This window comes from Burkholderia sp. NLJ2 (assembly GCF_049487195.1).
Classification (GTDB): domain Bacteria; phylum Pseudomonadota; class Gammaproteobacteria; order Burkholderiales; family Burkholderiaceae; genus Burkholderia; species Burkholderia pyrrocinia.
The window spans coordinates 761,583-782,289 of the sequence record NZ_CP137809.1 but is presented as its reverse complement, the minus strand read 5'-3'; the positions used below and the strand labels follow the sequence as shown (position 1 = coordinate 782,289).

The window sequence follows — 20,707 nt, the reverse complement described above, 5'->3', positions numbered from 1 at the left end:
GCGCTCCCCCGGCGGATAGATTTAATCGATGATCGCGGATTGCGTGATATGCCTTCTATACTCGTAAGTAATCGTCATGTCCCAATCGTGCGGCACGCGGGAAGGCTGCGGCCCTCCTGCACGAGTCCGCCGTCGCGCACCGCTCGACGCCGGCACCGGCCTGACGCCGGTCGTGGCAGCGTGTACCGCAGCAGCCCACAGGAGTCCGGATGCCCTATGTCCTGATTGTCGAAGACGACGCCGATTCGCGCGCGATGCTCGCCGCGCTCGCGAAGTCGCAGCAGTTGGCGTGCGATACGGCGGCCACCCTCGAGCAGGCCCGCACGCTGATCGCCACGCACACGCCGGATCTCGTGCTGTGCGACCTCGTGCTCCCTGACGGCAACGGCATGGCGCTGTTCGACATGCTGCCGAAACATGCGCACTGCGAAATGGTGCTCACGACGGGCCACGCGAGTCTCGAAACCGCGATCGATGCGCTGCGTCGAGGCGCGACCGACTATCTCGTGAAGCCGGTCAACATGCAGCGGCTCACCAGCATTCTCGCGCGCGTTCCGCGCACGGGCGCCCTGCACGAGGAAATCGCGGAACTGCGCTCGGAGCTCAAGCGCCTCGGGCGCTTCGGTCGCATGCTCGGCCGTTCGCCGCCGATGCAGGCGATGTACGACGCGATCGGCCGCGTCGCGCGCACCGAGGCGTCGGTGTTGCTGACCGGCGAATCGGGAACGGGCAAGGAGTTGGCTGCCCAGACGCTTCACGATCTCAGCCTGCGCCGGCAAGGTCCGTTTCTCGCGATCAATTGCGGCGCGATCGCGGCCAACCTCGTGGAGAGCGAAATGTTCGGCCACGATCGCGGCAGCTTCACGGGGGCCGACCGCCAGCACAAGGGATTCTTCGAACGCGCCGACGGCGGCACGCTGTTTCTCGACGAAATCACCGAAATGCCGATCGAGTCGCAGGTGAAACTGCTGCGCGTGCTCGAGACAGGACAACTGACGCGGCTCGGTTCGACGCACGAGATCGATGTCGACGTGCGGATCATCGCGGCGACGAACCGCGATCCGGAAGCCGCGATGGAAGACGGCAAGCTGCGGCCCGATCTCTACCATCGGATCAATGTATTCCCGATCGCACTGCCGCCGCTACGGGAGCGGGGCGACGACATTCCGATGCTCGCCGATACGTTCCTGCAGGGCTTCAACGAGCAAAACGGACGCAATCAGCGCTTTGCGCTTGCCGCGCGCGAAGCACTGAAATCGTATCAGTGGCCCGGCAACGTGCGCGAGCTACGCAATTTCGTTCAGCGTGCCAGCATTTTCTGCGATGCCGACGTGATCGAAACGCTGCCGCCGCCAATCATGGAAGAGCTCTCGACGATGGTCGATCCGAACGACGATCAGGTTACCGTGCCGTTCGGCACGTCGCTGCAGGAAGTCGACCGCCAGTTGATCGAGGGGACGATCGCCCAGTGCGGCGGCGTCAAGGCACAGGCTGCCGAGTTGCTGGACGTCAGCCTGAAGACAATCTACAACCGACTCGCGCAGCTCGATGGCGCGTCGGCCGAATCCGCGGACAACAAGCCCGCGGACAAACCGGATTCATGATGGGGCGGTGCGCACACATGCCGCGGCGGTGTCGCCGGACGGATTGTCTACGACGATGACAGCCGGGCGCGCGCGGGCTGCGCACTGAGTGGAGGCAACACAATGATGCGGTTTTCACGAACGCAAGCCCGACATGGCGCGGTCGCGATCATGCTGGTGGCCGCCGTGACCGGGTTCCAGGCGGTCGCGATCCGGCTTGGCGGGGTGAACCTGCCGCTGCTGCTGTACTACCCGATGCTCGTGGTCGTCGTGTGGATGACCACGTTCCGGTTCGGGCTTGCCGCGACCGTGGTGAGCGGCGCGCTGGTCTGGACGCTGTTCCTGTCCGATCCATCCGCCTACACGTTGCCGCTGCCCGAGCGGCTCTTGCGACTCGGTTCGTTCGTGCTGTTCGGGGCGCTGGCATGCGCGCTTGCGTCGGCGCTGCGCCGCGCGCAGTTTCTCCAGCATGCGCAGCTGCGCCGCGAAACGGACGCGCGTCGGCGGGTCGAGGCCCTGCTGCAATCGCTCACGCTGGGCGTGCTGGCGACCGACCGGCAAGGCCGGGTCACCTACCTGAACGAACGGGCTGCGGAGTTGGTCGGCTGTGTGCGGGACGACGTGCAGGGCCGGCGCGTGAGCGACGTGCTGCGGGTGTACGACAGCGACGGACGGCGTGTGCCGCTTAAGTCGCTCGAGCACGCACTCGAAGGCGGTGGCGGCGCAGTGCCGGCGCAGCACTGGCTGCACACCGGCGGTCGTGAGGCGCCGCTGCCGATCGTGGGCACCGCGTCGCCGATTCGCGACACGAAAGGCAACCTCGACGGCGCCGTCATGGTGTTGCGCGACGCACGTGGAGAACGTGTGAACGACAAGGCGAACCGGATGCTGCGCGCGGTCGTCGACGCGTCGCCGGACGCGATCGTCGGCATTGCGGCCGATCGCCGGATCGTCAGCTGGAACCCTGCCGCGCGGCGGATGTTCGGCCACGACGCGCGCGACGTGCTGGGGCGCGACGTGGCGATGCTGGTCGCGGCACGCTGGTGGCGGCGGACTGCGGTTGCAGAAGCGTTCAGCAACATGCGCATTGCGATCGGCCCCGTCGACCTGCTGTGCATCGCGCGCAACGGCGAGCGGTTTCGGGCGACCGTCGCAGCGGAACCGGTGCGGGACTTCGCGCGCGAACAGGTCGCGCTGTCGATGACGCTGCGGCCTTCAAGCGATCAACGCCAGCGCGATCGCCGCGCGCAGCGCACACTGCGCGGTGCGCGTAGCGCGCGCAAGCAGGCCGACACGTCGAACCGGATCAAGGATGAGCTGATCGCGACCATGTCGCACGAGCTGCGTACGCCGCTCAACGTGATCTACGGCTGGGTCGAGGTATTGCGCCATTCCGTCGATGCGAACCTGCAGCAACAGGCGATCGACGCGATCGACCGTAGCGCGCGATCGCTGTCGCGGATGGTCGGCGACATCCTCGACGCGTCGTCGCTTGCGACGGGCAAGCTGCGCTTCGACGCGATGCCGGTCGATCTCGTGCGTATCGTCTCCGACGTCGCCAGCGCGTTCCGCTCCGCGGCAGAAACGGACGGCATCGTGCTCGAGACGGACTGCCCGCTGAATGTATGTGTCGTGACGGGCGACGGCGAGCGTCTGCGGCAGATGCTGTCGAATCTCGTGTCGAACGCGCTGAAGTTCACGCCGCATGGCGGGCGCATCAAGGTCGGCCTTGCATGGACCGACGCAAGCGCGGTGCTGACGGTCGCGGATACGGGGCAGGGCATTGCCGAGGATTTCATGCCGCACGTGTTCGAGGCGTTTCGCCGCGCGGACAATTCGCCGGCGTCGTCGCGCCGCGGTCTCGGTCTCGGACTGTCGATCGTCCGTCACATCGTGGAGCTGCATGGCGGCTCGGTGTCCGTGACGAGCGCCGGACGTGACCTCGGTACGACGTTCACGGTGACGCTGCCGGGCGGCTGGCGGCCGATCGGCCCGATGGCGTGGGCGGCCGCCGGATCGGCGGACATCGGCCGTCCGCCGGCGATGCTCGACGGGCAGCGTGTGCTGGTGGTGGACGACGACGCCGCGACGCGTTCGAGCCTGTCCGCCGCGCTCGTCACGCTTGGCGCCGAGGTCGATGTCGCGTCGTCGGGCCGCGAGGCGCTCAGGCGGGTCGCGCGCCAGTGCCCGACCGTCGTGCTGTCCGATCTCGCGATGCCCGACGGCGACGGATTCTGGCTGCTCGACGCGTTGCGGCGCGATTCGCAACCCAACGTGCACGACTTGCGCGTCCTGGCCGTGACTGCTCATGCGGGGCTGGCCGACGAGCGCCGCGCGCTGGCGGCGGGGTTCGACGCCTATCTGTGCAAACCGGTCGACCTGCAGCAGCTCGCACAGGCGATCTCGAGCGCGAAGAACGGCGACGGCTGAACGGCGTGGGCGGCAGACCTCGAGCGCCGCTGTCGGTCCTGCTACGTCAGCTACGTCAGACGGAAGCGAGGGGGTGTGTACGCCCTCAGCTTCGGTGGCCCTCGGAATCGCTCTCGCCGATGCAGCCGTTGCGCGTCAGCGCGGGTGTGCGTCGCGCGCAGGGTGGTCCGGCGGTAGCTCGTCTTTCGGCATATCGGAGCCGAACTCGTCATCGACGCTCCAGTAAGGCACGCTGCTGTAATAGTCGTGGATCGGCCCCGCCCATTGCGGATCGGCCAGCGTCGGCCAGTGATCCTTGTCGAATCCCGGTGCGCTGCGAATCTGTTCGATCGACACCGACAACAGGAAGCACTTGTGCTCGGTATCGAGCGTGAGCGCGTTCCATGGAACTGCGTGCAGCGTGTCGCCGATCCCCAGCAGGCCGCCGCTCGACAGCACCGCATAGGCGATACGACCGGACGCGACGTCGAGCATGATTTCCTTGAGCTTGCCGACATCGTCGCCGTCGGCGGTGAGCACCTTGTCGCCTGCGAGCGTGCTGGCGGCCATGACGTCGGGGCCGGGGCCGCGCGTTGTTTCGCGTCCCTTGCGGATGATGCGGGTTGTGCCTTGGTCGGGGGCGTTCATGATGATTCTCCTGGCTGGCGTGGCCGTCGCCCGTGTCGGGCAGCGTGTCGTGCGGGCGAATGTCCGGACTGTCGTGACGCGCCGCGCGTCGTCACGTCCGCTTGCGCTTCGGTATGCGTAGGTGCGCGTTGGATCGAGCAAGCGGCGTGCCTCGGCGCAAAGCGCGTTCGGGCGCCGCGCGAGCGTGCGTGCACCGTATCGGCGATTGCTTCCGGCCTGGCTTCGACGGATCGATGCGCGTGACGCCGCCGGTTGCCGGCGGATCGCTGGCCTGGAACGTGTTCTCGAGCGCGTCGTCGATGTGCTGCTCCGAATGACGCGAGTGCGTGTCGCCGTGCAGCTTCAGCGGCAGCGCCGAATGCGTGGCGCGCCGGCCGCGCGTCGGTACGTCGCCGCCGGTGCGGTGGAGCCTGGTCATGTCGGATGCTCGTTCAGGGATCGTAGGTTCGCCGGCGCAACGGACGTGCCGATGGCATCGCGGGTATGGCGCTTGCTCCAGGGAATTCACCGCAACGCGAAGCCGGCGTCGTGCGCGGCGGGAAGGACTGGCCTGCGGGCCGCACATGGCAAGACGGTGCAACGCACGCAACGACGGCGGCGAAAACGCAGGAGGGAGCCATGACTTCTCCTAAGCAGACACATCAGGTGCATTACGAAATCAACGTATGCGGCGGCGGATTCGATACCGTCGGGGTTCGCTTTGAGGCATGGAAGCTCGAGCCGCTGATTTCGCGGCCCGACAGGCTGATGTTCGAGGGCAAGACGGAGGTGCGGCAGCTCGGTGGTGCCGGGTTCGACGGTACCGACGCCGCGCGTCGCGCGCTGCAGCAGGCGAGCCGGCCGCAGGACGATTTCGCGCTCGCCGCCCACTCGTCCGATGACGGCTGCGAATTGTGGATTGTGCTGGCTGCCTACGAGGCGTGAGTGCTTCACGCCGGTTGAAAGTTTTGCCGTGCTCGAAGCAGGTATTTCAACGACCGGCGGCTTGCGGTTGCAGGTGTGCAGCCTCGCATCGCGCGGCGCAGGCGGCACGCCCTTGCGAATCGACGGGCATTCCGTGGCGGTGGCCAGCACGTTCGACGAGGACGTGTTCACGGCGTTCGAGCAGTGGGACATCGAACAGAAGCGCCTCGCGCTGAAATCAATCGCGGCGGAATTCGCTGCCACGATCGTGCAACGCAGCCCGAACGCAAATGCCGGGAATTTTCACGTTAACCGGTTCCGAGCGCGACAGGCGCATGGCCGGCTGCATGTTCTGGAGGACTTCGATGAAACCGATCCTGATACACGGCGCCGCCGTATGGGCGATCGCCGCGGCGTGCGGTGTCGCAGCGTGCTCGCAGGCGGGCTCCTATGAAACGCGTCCCGACGTTGCGTCGCAACAAGGCGGCGCGATGCAGTCACATTCGACGCAAGACGCAAACAGTCATTACGACACGGGACCTGCAGCAGGCGGGACTGCTTCGGCGCCATCGACGGACGACCGCCGCCCCCCTGGCTCGCAGCCGCCCATGATGTATTGACGGCTGCCGCAACAAGCGTTCTCGCGCGTCACGCATGATCGACGACGCAGTGCGCGGCCCGTAATGTGCGGTGCACCTGCACCGACCCGGTGCTCGCCGCCGCGCATTCGGGCAGGGCTCGCCGTTCGACTGCGTCGCCGTTGATTGCCACCCTCATCGCGTTGTTCGCGATCGCGGGCGTGACGGCTCAGGGCTGACGCGGCCGCCGGTGATACCTGCTCATCAACGGCGTTGCGGACACCCCGTGCACGATCACCGACGCGGCGACGATCGCAAGCACCGGCGCCGCAAGCGGACGCACCGCGTCGGCGGGCCCGTGTTCCAGTGCGAACAACAGGTAGTAGAACGAGCCGATGCCGCGGATGCCAAACCACGCCATCAACCGCCGCTGCGCACGCGTCGCGCGCGAGCCGGCGAGCGACAGGCAAACCGCGGCCGGCCGCACCACGAAGAACAGGATGGCGGTCAACCCGGCCGTGCGCCACGTGATCAGCGCACCGGGCTGTGTCGCGAGCACGCCGCCGACCATCGTCATCACGACCGCCTCCGCGATGCGCTCGAGTTCGATCGTGAAGGCCAGCACCGATTCGGCCATGTACGCATGTGCCTTTTCCGGATGCTGCTCGGTGGCGACGACGTCCGCCGAGTCAATCTTGCCGATCACTTCGCGCGGCGGGCGGTCGCCGCTCGCCAGGTGTTCGACGCGCCGCATCGCGACGCCCGCAGCGAACGTCGCGATGAAGCCGAACGTTTGCGCGAGCTGCGCCGCGCCGAACGACAGCACGATCAGCGCGAGCGCGAAGAATCCCTCGAGGCCAAGGGCCTGCGCGTGTTGCGTGCGCAGCCAGCCGATCAGCTTCGTGGTCGTCCAGCCGAGCGCGCCGCCGATCACGGCCGCGCCGGCGATGCCCCACAGCGCGGCCAGCGCGAACCCGGCGGACAGCGGCGGCATCCGGTGCGTCGCGTCGGGATTGCCGCACAGCGCGAGTCCCGCGAGCGCGAACGGCAGTGCGATGCCGTCGTTCAGACCGCCTTCGCCCGTCAGAGCGAAACGCACGAGATCGCGGTCGCCCGGGTCGCGCACCTGCACGTCGTGCGCGAGCACCGGGTCGGTGGGCGCGAGGATCGCCGCAAGCAGCATCGCGGGCCCCCAATCGAGCCGCAGCGCGAACACTGCGCAACCGGCAAGGAGCGGCACGGTGACGATCATTGCGAGCAACCCGAGCCGGCACGGCACGAGCCAGAGCGGGTCGAACCATGGCACGCGCAGCCGCAACCCGATCGCGAACAGCGACACGAGCAATGCGACCTCGACAACGCTGCGCAGCAACGGTGCGTCGCGTTCGAGGTCGAGGTGCAGCAGACCCGCGCCGGCCGGCCCCAGCAGCACCCCGAGCAGCAGATAGATCATCGCCGTGCTGCACGGCAGATGGCGCAGTGCCGAGGTGGCGATGCCCATGCCCATCAGCACCGCACCGACGATCAGGTACCAGAGGGTTTCGTGCATGTGCTGCCTCCGCGCGGACGTCCGCGGATCGTGTCAAGGCTTGCGGCCGAATGCCTCGCGCAGCTTCCGCTTCGCGTGCTCGAGCGTCGCCCGTCGCGATTTCGGCAGATTGCGGCCGGCACGGTTCATGTAGAAGTTCAGCATCGACATGGTTGACTGGAACGGCGTCGCCTTGCGGCGCCGGCTGCGCTCGGCGGAGCGCTTCAGCGACGCTGCGATCGCGCCCGGATCGTCGCTCTTGTAGATGTCCGGCTCGAGGTCGAGCGCCTGGCTGGTACGCGTGACCTCGCCGGACCAGCGCCCGCGATGTTGTGGATCGGCATTGCGACGTCGGCCCGGCCGCCTCGCCGGGCGTTTTCCATGGCCTTGCACTGCTGAAAGATGACTCATCGATCGTTCTCCGTCGAGGCGAGTGAAACGGACAGGCACGGTGACGCCTCGTCGCGTGCCGCAATTCGCATGCCGCGCGGCGTGCGGTGAGCCCGGTGCGAGGTAGCGGGCACGGCGATTGCGAAAAATTCAACGGATGCGCGTTTCCACGGAGGACATACACGGTGGTATTCGCAACCTGACCCGGGCAATGATCGAGCCCCCTGGCGAGTCGACGCAGGCACCTGCACGATGCAGCCGCCGACAGACGGGGCCGGCCAATTCAACGGAGGACATCATGCATTCGAATGCCGAAAGGGAACTGGACACAACCGTCCGCTTCGACCCTGAGACGGGCACGATCACTTTTCATGCAGCGTGGGCTGTCGCAGCCTGCGCCGCGCCCGGCGGTGCCCCGGGTCCTGCAATCGACCTCATATTCGATTGCTGGGCGATGGAACGCTATGCGAATCTCGATGCCGCCGCACGTGGGCGCGTCCACGCACTGCTGCAAGATGCCGTGGAGCAGACGGTCGACTGCCTGCCAGAGCAAGCGGACGAGTGCAAGCTGACCATTGAAATCACGGATGCGCTGATTGATGTGGCGACACGGCTGCATTGACGACTGACCGGGCGTCGCTCATGACATGCGTTTGAAAAGAATTGACGCTGTTCCGATCGCGTTGATTCATCAGGCACTTCGACTCGATGAAGATGTCCTCCGAACAGCGCGAACAGCCCGGTGACGATCAGGTATATCGCAACGATGTCGTTCAGCAGGCGGGGTACCGCGAGCATGAGAATGCCGGCGATCAGCGAAACCAGCGGGCCGGCGCTAGTGAGAATGTGCATGCCCCCTCCGCGAGATTGACAATGAGTGGGCACGGCCTGCCGTGCCTCCGGCACCCGTCTCGACGATGCTGGCCACAAAAGTGTCTACGGCTCGGCCGATGTCGTTGAGTACCCGTCCAAAACCGCAACTGAAAGCACGCGTGAAGTCCGCAGCCGTCGCGGTTGAGTATTTGTTATCGGATCCTGCGGCTAGCCGCTGGTGCAGCGCCGGCCGGTCGGCGGCACGGTGCCTGACGATGTCGCGCCGGCGCGGCGCTGAGGCCGCAAGCAGCGTGGATTCCGGTCCGGAATGCGCGGACTTGCGCCATCGCCGGGAACGTGCCGCGTTCGCCTTTTGGCGTTTATTTGGTGTTCGGGCGGGGTGACGCAAGATTCGTTTTAGGGGCTGGATCGGAAAGCCTTACGGACATTGGCTCACAGAACAGGCACGATCCAAAGTTAAACTAAATGTGATCACTTGCCGCCGCAAAATTTTGCACAATGGCGGCAGCGCGGGCTTCCGCCGCGATTCGACCCCGGCGACCGGCCGTCCGGACCGGGGACGGCCCGAACCGGTCACCGATCGCCTGCCGACTACCGACCACCGACCATCATTAACGAGCCCAATGTGCCGCCGCCCATCGCCATGGACCATCCGAAACGCATCCTGATCGTCGAGGACGACGCCGACATCGCCGACGTACTGAGCCTGCACCTGCGCGACGAGCGCTACGAAGTCGTGCACAGCGCGGACGGCGCCGAAGGGCTGCGCCTGCTCGAACAGGGCAACTGGGACGCGCTGATCCTCGACCTGATGCTGCCGGGCGTCGACGGCCTCGAAATCTGCCGGCGCGCACGCGCGATGACGCGCTACACGCCGATCATCATCACGAGTGCGCGGTCGAGCGAGGTGCACCGGATCCTCGGCCTCGAACTCGGCGCCGACGACTATCTGGCGAAGCCGTTCTCGGTGCTCGAACTCGTCGCGCGCGTGAAGGCGCTGCTGCGGCGGGTCGACGCGCTCGCGCGCGATTCGCGGATCGACGCGGGCACGCTCGACATCGCCGGGCTGTCGATCGACCCGATCGCGCGCGAGGCGAGCGTCGACGGCGCGCGCATCGACCTCACGCCGCGCGAATTCGACCTGCTGTATTTCTTCGCGCGGCATCCGGGCAAGGTGTTCTCGCGGATGGACCTGCTCAATGCCGTGTGGGGCTACCAGCACGAAGGCTACGAACACACGGTCAACACCCACATCAACCGGCTGCGCGCGAAGATCGAGGCCGATCCGGCCGAGCCCGTGCGGATCCTCACCGTGTGGGGACGCGGCTACAAGCTCGCCGCGCCGGGCCAGCGGGACGCATGATGAAACTCACGCTCACCCAGCGGCTGTCGCTCGTGTTCTCGATCCTGCTGCTCGCGTGCTCGGGCGCGTCGGCGTGGCTGCAGATCCGCGCAAACGACATGCGCGAGAAGGAAGTCGTGCAGGCGCTGTCGCGCGACCTGGCCGCCAACATCGCCAACAGCGCGCCGCTGATGGACGCGAACGGGCTGCGCCCCGACGCCGTGCGCACGCTGTTCGGCCAGTTGATGGGCGTGAACCCGAGCGTCGAGGTGTACCTGCTCGACAACGCGGGGCGGATCAAGGGCGACGATGCGCCGCCCGGCCACGTGAAGCGCGATCGCGTCGACCTCGCGCCCGTGCAGCGCTTCATCGCGGGCCAGCCGCTGCCGATCCTCGGCGACGATCCGCGCAGCCCCGACGCGCGCAAGGTGTTCAGCGCCGCGCCGCTACAGCGCGCCGGGCAGCCGCCGTCGGGTTATATCTACGTGGTGCTGCTCGGCGAGGCGCACGACCGGCTGGCCGCGCGCGTCGACGCCGGCAACGTGCTGCGCACGACGCTGTGGTCGATGGCGCTCGTCGCGCTGCTCGGCCTGCTCGCCGGTCTCACCGCGTTCAGCTTCATCACGCGCCCGCTGCGCCGGCTGACGGACGCGCTGCGCCGCTTCGACGCGAACGGCGCGCCCGACACGCAGCCGCCGATGCCGCGCTCGCTGCCGGGCCGGCGCGGCGACGACATCGCGGTGCTCGAATCCGCGTTCGCGCAGATGGCCGACCGGATCGGCGACCAGTGGCGCGCGCTGACGCACCAGGATCAGCAGCGGCGCGAACTGATCACGAACATCTCGCACGACCTGCGCACGCCGCTCACGTCGCTGCACGGCTATCTGGAGACGCTGTCGCTGAAGTCAGACGCGCTCGCCGAACCCGAACGGCGGCGCTACCTGTCGATCGCGCTCGCGCAGAGCGCGAAGGTCGGCAGGCTCGCGCAGGCGCTGTTCGAGCTCGCGCGGCTCGAGTCGGGCGGCGTGCAGGCCGAGCGCGAGCCGTTCTCGCTCGTCGATCTCGTGCAGGACGTGTTCCAGAAATTCGAGCTGGCCGCGCAGGCGCGAGGCGTCGCGCTGCATGCGCGGATTCCGCCGCGCGTGCCGGTCGTGTCGGCCGATCTCGGGATGATCGAGCGCGTGCTGACCAACCTGCTCGACAACGCATTGCGGCACACGCCGTCGCACGGCGAGGTCGAGGTCGCGCTGGCGCCGCAGGGTGACTGCGTGGTCGTGACCGTGTCGGATACCGGGGAGGGGATTCCGGTGGCGCGGCGCGAAGGGCTGTTCCAGCGGCCGCAGCGGCCGATGGGCGGCGGCGCCGTGACGAGCGGCGGGCTCGGCCTGCTGATCGTGCACCGGATGCTGGCGTTGAACGGCAGCAGCATCCGGCTCGTCGACCGGGCCGGACGCGGCGCGGTGTTCGAGTTTGCGCTGGCAGTTGCGGTGCCGGCGGCCGGCGACGCACGCTGAAATCCGTCAGCGGCGCCTGCGTTCAGCCGCCGCGCTTGCGCCGCACGTCGCTCGGCGTCGTGCCGGTCCAGCGCTTGAACGCGTGGCGGAATCCGACCGCATCGCTGAAGCCGAGCGTCAGCGCGATGTCCTCGGTGCTGAGCGTGGTCGTGCTCAGGTAGTCGATCGCGAGCGCCTTGCGCACGCTCGTCAGCAGTTCGCTGTACGACGTGCCTTCCGCTTCGAGCTTGCGGCGCAGCGTGCGCGACGTGATGCAGAGGATGTCCGCGATCGCGTCGATGTCCGGGAAGTGTCCCGGCGTGCGCGTGAGTTCCTGATAGACGCGGCGCGTGACGCCCGACTGGGTGCGAAGTTCGTCGAGCAGGCGCGCGCAATGCGACGACACCTGCGCGGCGGTGATCGGATTCGCGAGCTGCGGCGCGCGCGCGAGCCACGCCGCCGGGTAGTCGAGCACGTTGCGCGGCTGGCCGAACGCGAGCGGGCATTCGAGCGCGTCGGACAGCAACGCCACATGCGGCGGCTCCGGCTGCGTGAACTGCGCGCGCGCCGGCACGCACCATGCCCCCATCACGTCCTTGATGATCGTCACGTGCAGCGCGAACTGCATGTCGATCAGGAAGCGGTACAGCGGCGGGTCGAGGCAGGGCAGCAGCACCTGGTCCTGATTCGGAAACAGCCACGACGCCGTATCGCCGTGCGCGACCCAGTGGATCTCGAGCGCGCGGTTCGCGAGCTGGTGATATTTGACGGCCGAGTCGAACGCATGGGCCATCGACTCCGAGCACAGCATCGCGTAGCCGTACATCCCGTAGCTCGACGCATGCAGCAGGCGGCCGACGCGCACGCCGAGATCGGAACCGTCGTACCGGCCGATCGCATTGCGCGCGGCCGTCAGGAACTGCTGCGACGAGGTCAGCGTGAACGGATCGGCGACGGCGGCAGGATCAAGGCCGGTCTCGGCCAGCACGGACTCTGCGTCGAGCCCGAGGTCCGATGCGACCTGGAGCAGGACCGCGACCTTGGACGGCGAGAAGCGTTTCTCGCGCAGCAGGGCAGACAGCGTGGCGTCGGGCAGTCGATCGCCGGGCTGCCGTGTGTCCGTCGGTTTCATCAGCGCGTCACGCGGCATGACTGAGTCCTGAGTCCGATTCGATACCGTTTGCGGGCCCGCGATTCTGCGCCCGAACGTGCGGTTTCGCCACTGGGTTCACCCTGGGTGCAACCGCGACGCGCCGGGCCGGATCGCCCGGCGCATACGGCCGATCAGCGGTTCGATGAGAGATGGATACCAGCCCGCGATTATATCCAGCCCGAGTTGGCCCGGCGGCTCGAAGTGTCGGTGCGGCAACTCGAACGCCTGTTCACGATGGAAACGGGCAAGTCGCCTCGCGCATACGCGAGACAGATTCGAATCCGGATGGCGTCGTGGCTGCTGACGAGTTCGGATCGCACCGTGGCCGATATCGCAATGTCCTGCGGATTTTCGGATGCATCGCACCTCGGCCGGGAATTCAGGAAGGAATTCGGAGAACCGCCCAACGCGTATCGCACGGCGCGGCTGCCGAACGCGCCGGAGACGGCGGCACGTTGAACCCAAGGAGACGGACGACATGCACGGCGACAATGCACGCGACGCGGCACTACCCCTCGCAGGTTTAAGGATCGACGGCGCACGCCGCTCGTATTCGATCGACGAACGTGACTGGCGGCCCATGACGATCGGCGATACCGTCCTGCCGGGCTTTTCATGGATCCCGGTGGCCGACGACGAGAACGGTGCCTGGAGCAGTTACTGGATGCGACTCGACGCGGGTGCCCGCTCGCCGGTGCACCGGCATGACTCCACGGAGATGATCCTGATTCTGGAGGGGATTTTCAAGGACGAGGATGGCGCCTGTTTTCTCCCGGGCCAGACTGTGTCGTATCCGGCCGGTTCGACGCACAGCACGTCGTCGGAACGCGGCTGTACCGTGCTGGTTGTCGCGCAGGCCGGCGCGAGCATGGTTTCTCGGTGAGGTGTGACCGGTAGGCAGCTGTTTCTGGTCAGGATTGCGAAAAGTATGGGATTGGCCCCGGGAAATGTTTCCGGCATCCGGAATTTGGATGGATACGCTCCGGGTTGCTGTTGAGCCGAGAAGCGGCGATATCCCGGAACATAAGATTTGGAGACCTGAATGAAATGGAACGTTCTTGCCTGCACGATTCGTCCTCGACTTTGCCTATGTGCGTGGCGCCGATAACGCATCGTCGAACCGGAATCGGATCGTTGCACGGGTCGCGCGGCGTCACAAGTTCTGACCGGGTCCATCCGTGGACGGAGCGACTGGCACGCAGTGGCCGCTTATTTCTCTTTCATACTATATTGATCAATGCAACCGCCGTTTGCCGAACTGCTGTTCAGGGGGAGCGCCGCCTGGACGCCATGGCGGTGATCGGGGTCGAGTCTGAAGCCGATCGATGGCGACAGCCGACCGGGGTGCGTTGTCATCGGGGTCGAACCCATGCCCAATCTTCCACGCAGATTGCTCGCCGCAGGCATGAGCGTCGTCGCGTTGTCGTTCGCCTGCGGCCCGTCCTACGGGCAACAGATCGTCAGGATCGGCGTGTCCAGCCCGTTGACGGGCATCAGTGCCGCGAACGGCAAGGACCTCGAGAACGGGGTGCGCCTGGCCGTCGAGGAGGCGAACGCCAGGCACATAAGATTGGGCGGTCAGGATGTCCGTTTCGAACTCGATTCCGTGGACGACCAGGGTGACCCGCGCATCGGTGTCCAGGTTGCCCAGAAGCTGGTCGACGACGGCGTGGCCGCCGTGGTCGGTTACTACAACTCCGGCGTGGCACTGCCGTCGGCGCCGATATTCGCGAAGGCCGGGATCCCGCTGATCGACCCGGCGGCCACCAACCCGGCCATCACCCGCCAGGGATTGAAGACGGTGTTCCGCATCATCGCGACCGATACGCAGAATTCCGGCGATGCCGGAAAATATGCCGTCACCGTGATGAAGGCGCGCCGCATTGCAGTCATGGACGACCGGACTGCGTTCGGCCAGGGCGCGGTGGAGGAGTTCAAGAAGGCCGTGCTGGCTGCCGGCGGCACGGTCGTCGCATCCGAATACACGAACGACAAGGCGGTCGAGTTCAACGCGCAACTTACGAATATCAAGGCCGCAAACGCGGACCTGCTGTACTTTGGCGGCCTGGACAACCAGGCGGCGCTCATTGCGAAGCGGATGCGGCAATTGGGCATGCGCGTCCAGTTCGTCGGAAGTGGCGGCATCGCCGACAGTATCTTCATCAACGTGGCCGGCTCGGCGGCCGAAGGGGCGATGGCGTGGGAATACGGCCGGCCGATCGATACGCTCCCGCAAGGCAAGGCGTTCGCGCAGAAATTCAAACGGCGCTTCGGCCCGAACATGCTGACCTATGCGCCGTTCGCCTATGACTGCGTCTGGGTGGTGATCCATGGGATGCAGCAGGCGAATTCCTCGAAGCCCGCCGAGTTCCTGCCGGCGCTTCGTGCGACACGCTACGAGGGCGTTACCGGAATGATCGCGTTCGATGCGAACGGCGACCTCAAGAATCCGACGTCGACGCTTTATCAGGTGAAGGGCGGCCGCTGGGTTCCCGTCACGACGATCGGAGCGGAATGATCGCTGTGCCGCTTCGTACGATCCCGGGGCGATCGATGCGATTTGCCTCGCACGCCGGCTGCCTGTCCGTTTCGATCATCTTTTCGGCCGCGTCGATCATTTGCAAAGCGTGGCCGTCGGGCGATAGTCGGCGTTCGTGAGACGGTCCATGCCCGCCCGGGCGATGCGGCGTCGAACGAGCGGCGCCAGCATCGATCCGGGAGCGGTTCCCGCGATGCGCGAAGCCTGCGCGCCGGCCGCACAAGGATACCTACATGAACACGAGACACTGGACCGGGTCGTATGGCTCGATTCCCACCGAGATCGACGCCGATCGCCATCCTTCCGTCAGCGCGCTGCTGGACGACGCGATGCGCCGCTTCGCCGATCGCCCCGCGTTCCATTCGTTCGGCCGCACACTGACCTATGCCGATGTCGACCGCCTGTCGAGCGCGCTGGCCGCGTATCTGCAGCAGGTCGTCGGCGTCCGCAAGGGCGATCGCGTGGCCGTGATGCTGCCCAACGTGCTCGCGTTTCCGGTCGTGTTCGTCGCCGTCGCGAAGATCGGCGGGATCCAGGTCAACGTGAACCCGCACTACACCGCGCGCGAACTCGAGCATCAGCTCAACGACGCGGGCGTTGAAGTCGCCGTGGTGTGCGGCGGGTCGATGGGCACGTTCGCCGAGGTGGTCGGTGGCACGCGCGTGCGCACCGTGCTGAGCGTGGGGCGCGGCGATCTGGGCGTGGTCGATGCGCCGGCCGGTGCGTGCGACGCGCTGCCGCCCGGCTCGATTCCGCTCGCGGACGCGCTCGCCGCAGGCGAATCGCGTGCGGGCGAGCCGGTCGCGCTGGGCGGCGCGGACCTGCTGCTGCTGCAATACACGGGCGGTACGACCGGATTGTCGAAGGGCGCCGCGCTGTCGCACCGCAACCTCGTCGCGAACATCGAGCAGTTCGCGGCGATCGTGCCGGCCGCGCGTGAGCCGGGCGAGGAGGTCGTCGTCACGGCGATCCCGCTGTATCACATCTTCGCGCTGACGGTGAACTTCCTGTCCTACTTCGCGATCGGCGCGGCCAACTGGCTCGTCGCGAACCCGCGCGACATGGACGCGTTCATCGACGTGCTGAAGGCCGCGCGGCCGACCGTGTTCGTCGGCGTCAACACGCTGTACGCGGGGCTCGCCGGCCATCCGCGCCTGAAGGAAGTCGACTGGTCGCGGCTGAAGCTGTCGGCCGGCGGCGGCGCGGCGGTGATCGACGTGATCTCGTCGCGCTGGAAGGCGGTGACGGGCAACTTCATCCGCGAGGGCTACGGGTTGTCGGAAACGTCGCCGGTGGTGTCGTTCAACCCGCAGTCGATCGACGCATTCACGGGCACCACGGGCCTGCCGCTGCCGTCGACCGACGTGAAGCTGCTCGACGACCAGGAGCGCGAGGCCGCGATCGGCGAAGCGGGCGAGATCTGCGTGAAGGGGCCGCAGGTGATGAGCGGCTACTGGCAGAAACCTGAAGCGAACGTGGCCGCGTTCACGGCGGACGGCTATTTCCGCACCGGCGACGTCGGCGTGTTCGATGAAGCCGGTTTCCTGCGGATCGTCGACCGCAAGAAGGACATGATCATCGTGTCGGGCTTCAACGTGTATCCGAACGAGGTGGAAGCCGTCGCGACCGCGCTGCCGGGCGTCGCCGAATGCGCATGCATCGGCGTGCCGGATGCGCGCACGGGCGAGGCCGTCAAGCTGTTCGTGGTGCTGGCGCCGGATGCCGACGTGACGGAGGCGCAGCTCGTCGCGCATTGCCGCGAGAGCCTCGCGGCCTACAAGGTGCCGAAGCTCGTCCGCTTCGTCGACCGGCTGCCGAAGTCGACGGTCGGCAAGATCCTGCGCCGGGAACTCAGCCGCACCGACTGATGGCGCCGAAGCGCCGCGCGGCCGTGGCTGCGCGGCCCGGCGCACCGAAGGCCCCGAAGCAGACGCGCGGGCCGCTCAAGTACAATGCGAGCGGTTCGATCGACGGGGACGCGATGACCGGCTCAGATTCACTTTCCGCCCAGCCCGGGCGTGCGCTGCCGTCGCCGAGCGCGACGGTGCCGATCTCGCTCGTCAACGGCTTCCTCGCGAGCGCGGGTGCGCAGCGCGACGTGGTCGAACGCTACCTGCGCGGGGCCGGCATTCCGATCGAGCTGCTCGGCGAGCCGCATGCGCGCGTGACGGAGGAGCAGTTCTCGACGCTGTACCGCACGCTCGCGATCGACCTCGACGACGAGATGCCCGGCATCTTCTCGCGCCCGCTGCGCGGCGGCACGCTGAAGTATCTGTGCCTGAGCCTGCTCGATGCGCGCAACCTCGAAACGGCGCTGCATCGCTTCGGCCAGTTCTTCCATATCCTGCTCGACGACTTCTTCGTCGAATCGAAGCGCGACGGTCTCGTCGCGCAGGTGCTGCTGCGCCCGAACGAGGCCATCGGCCCGATCGGCGCGCTCGGCCAGGAGCTGATGCTCAAGCTCGTGCACGGCGTGTGTTCGTGGCTGATCGGGCAGAAGATCCCGCTGCTGCAGATCGAGTTCGCGTGCCCGCGGCCGCGCCATGCGGTCGACCACCTGTACTTCTTCACCGGCTCCGTGCAGTTCGACTGCGAGCGCACGCTGATGCGCTTCAGCGCGGACTACCTCGACGCGCCGATCCGGCAGAGCAAGCGCAACCTGCGCAAGTTCCTCGCGCGCGCGCCCGGCGACTGGATCTTCGAGACGTTCAGCGAACAGCTCGTGTGCCATCGCGTACGGCAGTACCTGTCGGCGGCGCTGCCCGACCTTCCCGTGATCGACCAGGCGGCCGAGCACCTGCATTGCTCGGTGCGCACGCTGAGCCGCCACCTGGCCGCCGAAGGGACGACGTTCCAGGTGCTCAAGGACGAACTGCGGCGCGACATCGCGATCCAGCGGCTGACCGATACGCCCGATACGATCGCGGCGATCGGCGCCGATATCGGCTTCGACGATCCGAGCGCGTTTCATCGCGCGTTCCGGCACTGGACGGGGAGCACGCCGGGGACGTATCGGCGGCAGACGTAGTGCTTGGGGAGCCGGTTTTCGAGGACGGCTCCCATAACAGGCTTCCATTGCTCGTTCCCATAACCGGCTTCCTTCGCTCGCTCCCATGGCCGGCTCCCTTCGTCGATTCCCATAATCGGCTCCCGTTGTGGCCGTCGACCGCCCGCCGACGGCATGCTCTGCCGCTTCGGCTGGCATACCGATTGCTCTCCGTTTTCGTCGAATCCGGATCCGGCCAAACCCTTATCCAGCCGACCGTTACCGGCCGCGCCCGCGCATCGCGTGGCCGGTTTTGTCACCATGTGGGCCGGATATGACAACGGGAATCGGCCATCGCGGCATTACGATGGGTCACTTCGTCGCCCGGGTCTGGCCGGTTTTGCCGTACCGGCCCGGTAGCGCGCCTCATTCACCGCCTGATTGGAACATCGACCATGAGCTATAACGCCCCCGTCAAGGACATGCTGTTCGTGCTGAAGGAACTCGCGGGCATCGACGCCGTCGCGCAGTTGCCGGGTTTCGAGGATGCCGGTTACGACACGGCGCAGGCCGTGCTCGACGAGTCCGCGAAATTCTGCGGCGAGGTGCTGGCGCCGCTGAACGTCGAAGGCGACCGCAACCCGAGCAGCTGGAAGGACGGTGTCGTGACCGCGACGCCGGGCTTCGCGCAAGCGTTCCGCCAGTTCGTCGAAGGCGGCTGGCAGGGGCTGCAGCATCCGGCCGAGTACGACGGCCAGGGGCTGCCGAAGCTGATTGCGACGCCGTGCATCGAGATGCTGAACGCGTCGAACCTGTCGTTCGCGCTGTGCCCGCTGCTGACCGACGGCGCGATCGAGGCGCTGCTGACGGCCGGCACCGACGAGCAGAAGCAGCGCTACGTGCCGAAGCTGATCTCGGGCGAATGGACCGGCACGATGAACCTGACCGAGCCGCAGGCGGGCTCCGATCTGGCGCTGGTGCGCTCGCGCGCGGAGCCGCAGGGCGACGGCACCTACAAGGTGTTCGGCACGAAGATCTTCATCACGTGGGGCGAGCACGACATGGCGGACAACATCGTCCACCTGGTGCTGGCCCGCACGCCGAACGCGCCGGAAGGCGTGAAGGGCATCTCGCTGTTCATCGTGCCGAAGTTCATGGTCAACGAGGACGGTTCGCTCGGCGCGCGCAACGACGTGCACTGCGTGTCGATCGAGCACAAGCTCGGGATCAAGGCGAGCCCGACGGCGGTGCTGCAATACGGCGACCACGGCGGCGCGATCGGCTACCTGATCGGCGAAGAGAACCGCGGCCTCGAATACATGTTCATCATGATGAACGCGGCGCGCTTCGGCGTCGGGATGCAGGGGATCGGCGTGGCCGACCGTGCGTACCAGAAGGCGGCGGAATTCGCGAAGGAACGCGTGCAGAGCCGCCCGGTGGACGGCTCGGCGAAGCAGTCGGTGACGATCATCCATCACCCGGACGTGCGCCGCATGCTCGGCACGATGCGTGCGCTGACCGAAGGCGCGCGGGCGCTGGCGTACGTGGCAGCCGCGCACAGCGACATTGCCCACCGCCATTCGGACGAGGCGACGCGTGGCCGTCATCAGGCAATCTACGAATATCTGGTGCCGGTCGTGAAGGGCTGGAGCACGGAGATGGTGAACGACGTGGCGAGCCTGGGCGTGCAGGTGCACGGCGGGATGGGCTTCATCGAGGAGACGGGCGCGGCGCAGTACTACCGCGATGCGCGGATCCTGGCGATCTACGAGGGCACGACGGCGATCCAGGCGAACGATCTGGTGGGCCGCAAGACGATGCGCGACGGCGGCGCGGTGGCGAAGGCGCTGATCGCGGAGATCGGTGAGACGGTGGCGGCGCTGGGCAGGCTGGACGGCGCGGCGGCCGCGTCGATGAAGGCGCAGCTGGAGAAGGGTGCGCAGGCGCTGTCGTCGGTGGTGGACTACGTGGTGGCGAACGTGAAGCAGGACCCGAACGCGGTGTTCGCGGGCAGCGTGCCGTACCTGAAGCTGGCGGGCGTGGTGCTGTGCGGGTGGCAGATGGCGCGCGCGCTGGTGGCGGCGCAGGCGAACCGCGCGAGCGACCCGGCGTTCTTCGACGCAAAGATCGCGATCGCGCAATGCTATGCGGAGCACATTCTCGTGCAGGCAGGCGCGCTCGAAGCGTCGATCGTCGGCGCGAAGGGCAACGAGAGCGTGCTCGCGTTGACGGAAGACCAGTTCTGACCGATTGACGGTCGGGACGCAGGAGGAGACAGGATTTTGACCACACAGGACTTGCTCGCGCAATACGGCCCGCGC

The 20,707-nt window shown here is 67.0% G+C and carries 16 protein-coding genes and 3 pseudogenes; 13 read left to right on the top strand and 6 right to left on the bottom strand.

The genetic code is table 11. The features are described 5' to 3' along the window. Positions 1–209: 209 nt before the first annotated feature. Positions 210–1,604 carry a sigma-54-dependent transcriptional regulator gene (locus R9B84_RS20185; RefSeq protein ID WP_423760133.1) on the top strand — a complete coding sequence of 465 codons (1,395 nt, stop codon included), beginning with the start codon at positions 210–212 and terminating at the stop codon, positions 1,602–1,604. A 102-nt stretch (positions 1,605–1,706) separates the two neighbouring features. Further along, the gene (locus tag R9B84_RS20180) at positions 1,707–4,013 is read left to right on the top strand and encodes a PAS domain-containing hybrid sensor histidine kinase/response regulator (RefSeq protein WP_423760132.1); all 2,307 of its coding nucleotides are present in this window, start codon (positions 1,707–1,709) and stop codon (positions 4,011–4,013) included. A gap of 135 nt (positions 4,014–4,148) precedes the next feature. Here the strand turns inward: R9B84_RS20180 and R9B84_RS20175 are convergent, their stop codons facing one another. Both R9B84_RS20175 and R9B84_RS20170 read right to left on the bottom strand, forming a co-directional pair. Then, positions 4,149–4,640, bottom strand: a complete 492-nt coding sequence (locus R9B84_RS20175) for a PRC-barrel domain-containing protein (protein ID WP_423760131.1) — start codon at positions 4,638–4,640, stop codon at positions 4,149–4,151. 178 nt (positions 4,641–4,818) lie between these two features. After that, positions 4,819–5,058 (bottom strand): annotated as a pseudogene (locus R9B84_RS20170) (hypothetical protein); the annotation flags it as partial. Between the two features lie 200 nt (positions 5,059–5,258). Between R9B84_RS20170 and R9B84_RS20165 the strand changes: the two are divergent. Together R9B84_RS20165 and R9B84_RS20160 are read left to right on the top strand one after the other, a co-directional pair. Continuing rightward, positions 5,259–5,564: a hypothetical protein gene (locus R9B84_RS20165; RefSeq protein ID WP_423761001.1), complete on the top strand. Its 306-nt coding sequence runs from the start codon at positions 5,259–5,261 to the stop codon at positions 5,562–5,564. Between the two features lie 28 nt (positions 5,565–5,592). Next, on the top strand, positions 5,593–5,997 hold the full coding sequence (locus R9B84_RS20160) for a hypothetical protein (RefSeq protein ID WP_423761039.1): 405 nt from the start codon (positions 5,593–5,595) through the stop codon (positions 5,995–5,997). Positions 5,998–6,350: 353 nt separating this feature from the next. Here the strand turns inward: R9B84_RS20160 and R9B84_RS20155 are convergent, their stop codons facing one another. Then, entirely contained in the window at positions 6,351–7,670 is a 1,320-nt protein-coding gene (locus R9B84_RS20155) for a cation:proton antiporter (protein ID WP_423760130.1), read from the bottom strand. Positions 7,671–7,703: 33 nt separating this feature from the next. Beyond that, entirely contained in the window at positions 7,704–8,060 is a 357-nt protein-coding gene (locus R9B84_RS20150; RefSeq protein WP_423760129.1) for a DUF3175 domain-containing protein, read from the bottom strand. Positions 8,061–8,337: 277 nt separating this feature from the next. Here R9B84_RS20150 and R9B84_RS20145 point away from each other — a divergent pair, with 277 nt between their 5' ends. After that, positions 8,338–8,661 carry a DUF3022 domain-containing protein gene (locus tag R9B84_RS20145; protein ID WP_423761000.1) on the top strand — a complete coding sequence of 108 codons (324 nt, stop codon included), beginning with the start codon at positions 8,338–8,340 and terminating at the stop codon, positions 8,659–8,661. Between the two features lie 86 nt (positions 8,662–8,747). Here the strand turns inward: R9B84_RS20145 and R9B84_RS20140 are convergent. Further along, a pseudogene (locus tag R9B84_RS20140) lies at positions 8,748–8,891 on the bottom strand (DUF3096 domain-containing protein); the annotation flags it as partial. A 625-nt stretch (positions 8,892–9,516) separates the two neighbouring features. Between R9B84_RS20140 and R9B84_RS20135 the strand changes: the two are divergent. Further along, positions 9,517–10,236 carry a response regulator transcription factor gene (locus R9B84_RS20135; protein ID WP_111021077.1) on the top strand — a complete coding sequence of 240 codons (720 nt, stop codon included), beginning with the start codon at positions 9,517–9,519 and terminating at the stop codon, positions 10,234–10,236. Further along, positions 10,236–11,729 (top strand): HAMP domain-containing sensor histidine kinase, encoded by a 1,494-nt coding sequence (locus R9B84_RS20130; RefSeq protein WP_423760128.1) that lies wholly within the window; start codon positions 10,236–10,238, stop codon positions 11,727–11,729. Before R9B84_RS20135 ends, R9B84_RS20130 begins: the two co-directional genes overlap by 1 nt. 22 nt (positions 11,730–11,751) lie before the next feature. Here the strand turns inward: R9B84_RS20130 and R9B84_RS20125 are convergent, their stop codons facing one another. After that, a complete protein-coding gene (locus R9B84_RS20125) occupies positions 11,752–12,858 on the bottom strand; it encodes an AraC family transcriptional regulator (protein WP_423760127.1) in 1,107 nt (368 codons plus the stop codon). A 183-nt stretch (positions 12,859–13,041) separates the two neighbouring features. Here R9B84_RS20125 and R9B84_RS20120 point away from each other — a divergent pair. The 6 genes and pseudogenes from R9B84_RS20120 to R9B84_RS20095 form a co-directional block, all read left to right on the top strand. After that, positions 13,042–13,320, top strand: a pseudogene (locus R9B84_RS20120) (helix-turn-helix domain-containing protein); the annotation flags it as partial. Between the two features lie 19 nt (positions 13,321–13,339). Beyond that, positions 13,340–13,744: a cupin domain-containing protein gene (locus tag R9B84_RS20115; RefSeq protein ID WP_423760126.1), complete on the top strand. Its 405-nt coding sequence runs from the start codon at positions 13,340–13,342 to the stop codon at positions 13,742–13,744. 486 nt (positions 13,745–14,230) lie between these two features. Continuing rightward, positions 14,231–15,379 carry a branched-chain amino acid ABC transporter substrate-binding protein gene (locus tag R9B84_RS20110; RefSeq protein WP_423760125.1) on the top strand — a complete coding sequence of 383 codons (1,149 nt, stop codon included), beginning with the start codon at positions 14,231–14,233 and terminating at the stop codon, positions 15,377–15,379. A gap of 254 nt (positions 15,380–15,633) precedes the next feature. Further along, the gene (locus tag R9B84_RS20105) at positions 15,634–17,268 is read left to right on the top strand and encodes an AMP-binding protein (RefSeq protein ID WP_423760124.1); all 1,635 of its coding nucleotides are present in this window, start codon (positions 15,634–15,636) and stop codon (positions 17,266–17,268) included. Beyond that, a complete protein-coding gene (locus R9B84_RS20100; protein ID WP_423760123.1) occupies positions 17,268–18,428 on the top strand; it encodes an AraC family transcriptional regulator in 1,161 nt (386 codons plus the stop codon). Before R9B84_RS20105 ends, R9B84_RS20100 begins: the two co-directional genes overlap by 1 nt. A 413-nt stretch (positions 18,429–18,841) precedes the next feature. Next, entirely contained in the window at positions 18,842–20,632 is a 1,791-nt protein-coding gene (locus tag R9B84_RS20095) for an acyl-CoA dehydrogenase (RefSeq protein ID WP_423760122.1), read from the top strand. Positions 20,633–20,707 lie beyond the last annotated feature (75 nt).

What these genes read in the sequence shown, in the direction of transcription:
- R9B84_RS20185 (WP_423760133.1), top strand. Translation starts at nt 210, where the DNA reads ATGCCCTATGTCCTGATTGTCGAAGACGACGCCGATTCGCGCGCGATG.
- R9B84_RS20180 (WP_423760132.1), top strand. Translation starts at nt 1,707, where the DNA reads ATGATGCGGTTTTCACGAACGCAAGCCCGACATGGCGCGGTCGCGATC.
- R9B84_RS20175 (WP_423760131.1), bottom strand. Translation starts at nt 4,640, where the DNA reads ATGAACGCCCCCGACCAAGGCACAACCCGCATCATCCGCAAGGGACGC.
- R9B84_RS20165 (WP_423761001.1), top strand. Translation starts at nt 5,259, where the DNA reads ATGACTTCTCCTAAGCAGACACATCAGGTGCATTACGAAATCAACGTA.
- R9B84_RS20155 (WP_423760130.1), bottom strand. Translation starts at nt 7,670, where the DNA reads ATGCACGAAACCCTCTGGTACCTGATCGTCGGTGCGGTGCTGATGGGC.
- R9B84_RS20150 (WP_423760129.1), bottom strand. Translation starts at nt 8,060, where the DNA reads ATGAGTCATCTTTCAGCAGTGCAAGGCCATGGAAAACGCCCGGCGAGG.
- R9B84_RS20145 (WP_423761000.1), top strand. Translation starts at nt 8,338, where the DNA reads ATGCATTCGAATGCCGAAAGGGAACTGGACACAACCGTCCGCTTCGAC.
- R9B84_RS20135 (WP_111021077.1), top strand. Translation starts at nt 9,517, where the DNA reads ATGGACCATCCGAAACGCATCCTGATCGTCGAGGACGACGCCGACATC.
- R9B84_RS20130 (WP_423760128.1), top strand. Translation starts at nt 10,236, where the DNA reads ATGAAACTCACGCTCACCCAGCGGCTGTCGCTCGTGTTCTCGATCCTG.
- R9B84_RS20125 (WP_423760127.1), bottom strand. Translation starts at nt 12,858, where the DNA reads ATGCCGCGTGACGCGCTGATGAAACCGACGGACACACGGCAGCCCGGC.
- R9B84_RS20115 (WP_423760126.1), top strand. Translation starts at nt 13,340, where the DNA reads ATGCACGGCGACAATGCACGCGACGCGGCACTACCCCTCGCAGGTTTA.
- R9B84_RS20110 (WP_423760125.1), top strand. Translation starts at nt 14,231, where the DNA reads ATGCCCAATCTTCCACGCAGATTGCTCGCCGCAGGCATGAGCGTCGTC.
- R9B84_RS20105 (WP_423760124.1), top strand. Translation starts at nt 15,634, where the DNA reads ATGAACACGAGACACTGGACCGGGTCGTATGGCTCGATTCCCACCGAG.
- R9B84_RS20100 (WP_423760123.1), top strand. Translation starts at nt 17,268, where the DNA reads ATGGCGCCGAAGCGCCGCGCGGCCGTGGCTGCGCGGCCCGGCGCACCG.
- R9B84_RS20095 (WP_423760122.1), top strand. Translation starts at nt 18,842, where the DNA reads ATGAGCTATAACGCCCCCGTCAAGGACATGCTGTTCGTGCTGAAGGAA.